Origin of the sequence: Brevundimonas sp., assembly GCF_044239655.1 — a bacterium.
In the GTDB taxonomy this organism is placed as follows: Bacteria; Pseudomonadota; Alphaproteobacteria; order Caulobacterales; family Caulobacteraceae; genus Brevundimonas.
In genome coordinates, this window is the sequence record NZ_JBIIAY010000156.1 from 1 (window position 1) to 5,728 (window position 5,728).

General features: G+C 72.6%; 6 protein-coding genes. All 6 read left to right on the forward strand.

The genetic code is table 11. The annotated features are described in order from the left end of the window. Window positions 1-267, forward strand: a 267-nt coding sequence (locus tag ACILQR_RS15175; RefSeq protein WP_395652222.1) for a sensor histidine kinase, incomplete at its 5' end; no start/stop codon positions are given. After that, a complete protein-coding gene (locus ACILQR_RS15180) occupies window positions 267-3,140 on the forward strand; it encodes a bifunctional [glutamine synthetase] adenylyltransferase/[glutamine synthetase]-adenylyl-L-tyrosine phosphorylase (RefSeq protein WP_395652227.1) in 2,874 nt (957 codons plus the stop codon). The genes ACILQR_RS15175 and ACILQR_RS15180, both read left to right, overlap by 1 nt. Window positions 3,141-3,222: 82 nt before the next feature. Next, window positions 3,223-3,978: a hypothetical protein gene (locus ACILQR_RS15185; protein ID WP_395652223.1), complete on the forward strand. Its 756-nt coding sequence runs from the start codon at window positions 3,223-3,225 to the stop codon at window positions 3,976-3,978. 63 nt (window positions 3,979-4,041) lie between these two features. Continuing rightward, window positions 4,042-4,617: an RNA polymerase sigma factor gene (locus tag ACILQR_RS15190; RefSeq protein WP_395652224.1), complete on the forward strand. Its 576-nt coding sequence runs from the start codon at window positions 4,042-4,044 to the stop codon at window positions 4,615-4,617. 2 nt (window positions 4,618-4,619) lie between these two features. After that, the gene (locus ACILQR_RS15195) at window positions 4,620-5,045 is read left to right on the forward strand and encodes a hypothetical protein (protein ID WP_395652225.1); all 426 of its coding nucleotides are present in this window, start codon (window positions 4,620-4,622) and stop codon (window positions 5,043-5,045) included. After that, a complete protein-coding gene (locus ACILQR_RS15200) occupies window positions 5,042-5,524 on the forward strand; it encodes a periplasmic heavy metal sensor (RefSeq protein WP_395652226.1) in 483 nt (160 codons plus the stop codon). Before ACILQR_RS15195 ends, ACILQR_RS15200 begins: the two co-directional genes overlap by 4 nt. The last annotated feature ends 204 nt before the right edge of the window (window positions 5,525-5,728 follow it).

Here is a 5,728-nt window from a genome sequence, read left to right on the forward strand (position 1 = left end):
TCCTCGGGCGACATCGAATACTCCGTCACCGACACCGGGCCGGGCGTCCCCGAGGCCGACCGGGGCCGCGTCGTCGAACGGTTCGTCCGGCTGGACAACAGCCGCACCCAGGCCGGGTCGGGCCTCGGCCTTTCGCTGGTGTCCGCCGTGCTCGAGGCCCACTCCGGCCGCGTCCAGCTGGACGAAGGCCCCGGCGCCTACGGCGGCTTCGGCCCCGGCCTGAGGGTGGCGCTGGTGTTGCCGCCTGCGACAGCGGCGGTCGCGTGATCGGCCCGCTCGTCGATCGCCTCGTCCCCTGCGGCCCGGTGCTGGACCCCGAGGTCGCCGCCCGGGCCCATGCCCGCCTGGCCGAGGCCGCCGACACCGCCGGCTGGCGCACCCTGTTCGACCGGGCCTGGCCCGCGCTGGAGCCCGTCTTTGCCGCCTCGCCCTATCTCTACGGCATCGCGCGGCGCTGGCCGGAGCGGCTGAAGGCCATCCTCGAGGCCGACCCCGACGCCCGGCTGGCGGAGATCCTCGCCGAAACCGAGGCCCTGACCGGCGGCGCCGAGGACGTCCGCAAACCCCTGCGCCTGCTCAAGGCCGAACTGCATCTGCTGACCGCCCTCGCCGACCTCGGCGGCGTCTGGGACCTGGACCGGGTCACCGGCGCCCTCAGCCGCTTCGCCGACGCCGTCACCCACCGGGCCCTTTGCGCCGTCGCCCACGACCAGCGCGACAAGGGCCGGCTGATCTCCGATCCCGCTGACCCGGGCGGCCCCATCCCCGGCCTGTTCGTCCTGGCCATGGGCAAGCACGGCGCCGACGAGCTCAACTATTCCAGCGATATCGACCTCAGCCTGTTCTTTGACCCCGACGTCCTCGAACCGGCCCTCGCTCCCGGCGTGGAGGCACAAGGCTTCGTCAACCGCGCGGCCCAGGCCCTGGCATCCCTGCTGTCGGAACGCACCGCCGACGGATACGTGTTCCGCGTAGACCTGCGCCTGCGCCCCGACCCCTCCTCGACCCCGCCGGTCGTCACCACCCCCATGGCCCTGGCCTATTACGAATCGGTCGGCCAGAACTGGGAGCGAGCCGCCTTCATCAAGGCCCGCTGCGTCGCCGGCGACCCCTCCGCCGCCGCCGACTTTCTCAGGGCCCTGATCCCCTTCGTCTGGCGCCGCAGCCTGGATTATCAGGCCGTGCTCGACATCCAGTCGATCAAGCGCCAGATCCACGCCCACAAGACGGGCGAGGGCATGGTCGCCATGGGGGCCAACCTGAAACTGGGTCGCGGCGGCATCCGCGAGATCGAATTCTACGCCCAGACTCAACAGTTGATTCTCGGCGGTCGTGACCCCCGCCTGCGCTGCCCCCGCACCGAGGATGCCCTCGCCGCCCTGGCCGGTGCCGGCCACATCCCGATCGAGGTCGCCTGGGAGCTGACCCAGGCCTATCGCGAGCTCCGGGCCCTGGAACACCGCGTCCAGATGCTGGACGACGAACAGACCCATGCCCTGCCCGTGGACGGCACCCGTCGCTCCGCCGTCGCCGCCCTGGCCGGAGAGGGCGACTTGGCCGCCTTCGACGCCGGGGTCGAGGCCCTGCTGGTCGGGGTCAACCGCCGCTACGGCGAACTGTTCGAGGGCGAGGAGGACCTGTCCTCGTCCTGGGGCAGCCTCGTCTTCACCGGCGTGGACAATGACCCGGAGACGCTCAAGACCCTGACCCGCATGGGCTTCACCGAGCCGACTTCCGTCTCCGACACCATCCGCAGCTGGCACCACGGCCGGATCGGCGCGACCCGGTCGGCGCGGGGCCGCGAGCTGTTCACCCGTCTGGCCCCCAAGCTGCTGGAGGCGGTCGCCGCGACCGGCGCCCCCGACGCCGCCTTCCGCCGCTTCGGCGTCTTCTTCTCGGGCATGAGTTCGGGCGTCCAGGTCCAGGCCCTGTTCCTGAACCAGCCCCAGCTGTTCGAGATGATCGTCGGCGTCATGGCGTTTGCGCCACGTCTGGCCCGGACGCTCGGTCGCTATCCGGCGGCGCTGGATTCCATGTTGGACGCCCGGTTCCAGACCCCGCTCGGCCCCAACACCGGCCTGTTCGACCAGATGGAGGCCGAGGCCCGCGCCGCCGGCGACTTCGAGGGGGCCATGAACGCCGTCCGCCGCCTGCACCGCGAGCAGCAGTTCCGCATCGGGGTCCAGACCCTGACCGGCCGGATCGGGCCCGAGGCGGCGGGCCTCGGCTTCACCAACCTCGCCGACGCCGTGATGCGCACCCTGGCCGATGCGGCGCTCAACGAGACTGTCCGACTGGGCGGCACCATGCCGGGGGCGGTGGCGGTGATCGCTCTGGGCAAGGCCGGGTCGCGTGAGATGACGGCGGGTTCCGACCTCGACCTGATGACCGTCTACGAGGCCCCGCCCGAGGCGACCTCTTCCCTCAAGGGCTGGACCGCCGACGTCTTCAACATCCGCTTCACCCAGAGGCTGATCTCGGCCCTGTCGGCCCATACGGCCGAGGGGGGTCTGTACGAGGTCGACATGCGGCTGCGGCCCTCGGGGTCGAAAGGCCCGGTCTCGGTGCCGCTCTCGGCCTTCGCCGACTACTATGCGACCGAGGCCGCGACCTGGGAGTTCATGGCCCTGACCCGCGCCCGCGTCGCCTGGGCCAGCGACCCGGATTTCGGCGACCGGGTCACGGCGGGAATAGAGGCGGCCCTGCGTCGGCCCCGGCCCGGCATCGACGTCGCCGCCGACATCCGGGCCATGCGTTCGCTGATGGAGCGCGAACGCCGCGCCTCGGGCTTCTGGGACCTGAAACTCTCGCCCGGCGGCCTCGTCGACGCCGAGTTCGTCGGCCAGTACCGCCAGCTCCAGGCGGCCGCGTCCGGCGGGCCCCTGACCGTCCGCACCCTCGACCAGCTGGCGAACGACCCGGCCCTTGCCGAGGCCTGGCGGTTGCAACAGCGGCTGGGCCAGCTGTTCGCCGTCGCCTTCGACGACAAGCCGGACCCCGACACGGAGTCCGCCGCCTTCCGTCGGCGTCTGGCCGAGGCGGCCGGAGAGCCCGGTTTCGAGGCCCTGATCGCCCGTCTGGAGCGCACCCGGCGCGAGGCGCGCGCGGCCTTCGACACCGTCCTGCCCGCCCCGCAATAGGCCCCGCGACGGATTCGTCGTCGATCCGTCGTTGAACGGAACAGGTGGGCAATCGGGTCATGGACCCATGGGAGACTTGCAGATGAGCAGATTTGGTTTCGCCGGCGTGGCCGCAGTGTCGCTCGCCGCCCTTCTGGCCGGATCGGCCATGGCCCAGAGCCCCGCACCTCAGGGCCCGGCCGCGGCCCGACAGGCCCGTCTGGATCCCGACGCCGACGGCAAGATCAGCCAGGCCGAGTTCGTCCAGGCCCGCACGGCCCGCCTCACCGCCCTCGACACCGACCGCGACGGCCAGGTCACGGCCGCCGAACGCCAGGCCGGGCGGCAGGCGATGCGGGCGACCCGCGCCGCCGCCCGCTTCGACCGGCTGGACGCTGACAAGAACGGCGAGATCAGCCGCTCCGAGTTCGACTCCGCCCGCACCGCCCGCGCCGACGCCCCCCGTCAGGCCCGCCGGGGTGACGGCCGTCGCGCCCAACGCATGCACAATGCACGCCCCGGCGGTGCCCGCTGGGCCCAGCGCGCCGAACGCCGCATGAACCGGACGCCGGGTCGCGCCTCGGAGACCCGCCCTGCCGCCGTCGTCATCGCCGACGTCCAGACCCGCGCCGCCGCCAACTTCACCCGTCTGGACAAGGACAGCGACGGCTTCCTGACCGCCCCCGAGGTCATGGGCCGCCGCGCCATGGCCGGTCATCGCATGGGTCGTGCCGCGCATCGCATGGGTGCCCACCGCATGGGTGCCGGCCGCATGGCTCACCGCATGAACCGCCCCATGGCTCGCCGGATGGCCGCCCCCGCCGTTCCCCCATCGCCTTCCGCCCCCGCTTCGGAGTAGTCAGGGTGGCGCGGGAGGCCCGGATGTCGCCGGTCCCAGCCTTGGACAGAGGAAGAGGCCGGATTGGCTCTGAGCGCCGACCCCGACGAGGATCTGGTGCGCCGCGTGGGTCAGGGCGATCCCGCGGCCATCCAGGCCATGGTGGCGCGCAAACTGCCGCGCATGCTGGCTCTCGCGCAGCGCATGCTGGGCGATCCGGTCGAGGCCGAGGACGTGGCGCAGGAGGCCATGCTCCGGGCCTGGAAGCAGGCCCCGCGCTGGGTGCCCGGCAAGGCCCGTTTCGACACCTGGCTGCACCGCGTGGGGCTGAACCTCTGCTACGACCGGCTGCGGCGGCGGCGCGAGGTGCCGACCGAAACGCCGCCCGATCGTCCCGACGACGGCCCGGCCCCGGATCAGGGTCTGCTCAGCGCCGAACTGGGCGTCCGGGTCGATGCGGCCCTGAAGCGGTTGCCGGACCGGCAGCACGAGGCCATCGTGCTGTGTCACTATCAGGAGCTCGGCAATATCGAGGCCGCCTCCCTGATGGAGGTCAGCGTCGAGGCGCTGGAAAGTTTGCTGTCACGCGGTCGCCGCACCCTGCGCGCGACCCTGGCGGATCTCGGACCCGCCGCCGGGCGGGGGGCTGAACGAGGATGACGATGACGACCGACAGGCTGAAAGCCCTGACCGAAGCTTACGGTGCCGATCAGCGTCGCTGGCCCCAGGCCGAGCGAGAGACCGCGCGTGCCGTCGTGGCCCGTGACGGCGAGGCCGCGCGCGCCCTGCTGTCCGAGGCCGACCGGATCGACGCGGCCCTGGACGCCTCGCCCCGCCCCGTGGTCTCGACCGCCCTGCGCGACCGGGTCCTGGCCTCGGCGATCGCGGCCGGACTGACGCCGAAACAGGCGCGGCGGATCTGGGATCGGCTGGTGGTCTGGTTCGCGGCCGGCTGGGCGGCGGCGGCCTGTGCGGGCGTCGTCGCCGGGGTCAATCTGACCAGCCACCTGACCGCCGACGACCAGACCGACGCCGTCATCACCCAGTCGATGTCGGGCGTCGTCGACGACACCGAGGTCCTGGGATGACGAACCGCACCCTCAAGATCGCCCTGGCCGTCTCCGTCGCGCTGAATGTCTTCGGCCTGGCCGGCGGCGTCGCCGCCTGGGTCACCCGCGAGAAGGTGGAACAGCGCACCGGTCCGCCCTCGCAACCCGGCCGTCCCGGCTTCCGCCAGATCATGGACGGGCTGGACCCCGCCGTCCGCGACCGCGTCCGCACCACCTTCCGCACCGCCGCCCAGGCGGCCCGGCCCGACTTCCAGGCCTCGCGCGAGGCCCGCCAGGCCGCCATCGCCCTGGCCGCCTCCCCGAACGGCGACCCGGCCCAGGTCGCGGCCCTGCTGGACCAGTCCCGCGCCGCCGAGATCCGTGGCCGCGAACGGATGGAACGCGACGTCATCCCCCTGTTCGCCACCCTGAGCGCCGCCGACCGCCAGTCCCTGTCGGTCCTCCTCAACAAGCGCAGCCGCAGCGACGGCCCGCGCGAAGGCGGCGAGAAGAAATAGGGCGAGCGCCGTCATCGGCGAGACAGTGGTGCCTTTCTCCTCCCCTTCGCGAAGCGATGGGGAGGTGGCGCGGCCCTTCTTCAGGGCCGTGACGGAGGGGGCGACGAGGTCTGTCGGATAGGGGCTTTCGAAGCGGTCGAGGTGTGTCCGGTCGCCCTCGATCCCGACACCGAGTCTCCCCCACCGTCTCCTCGCCAGAGCACG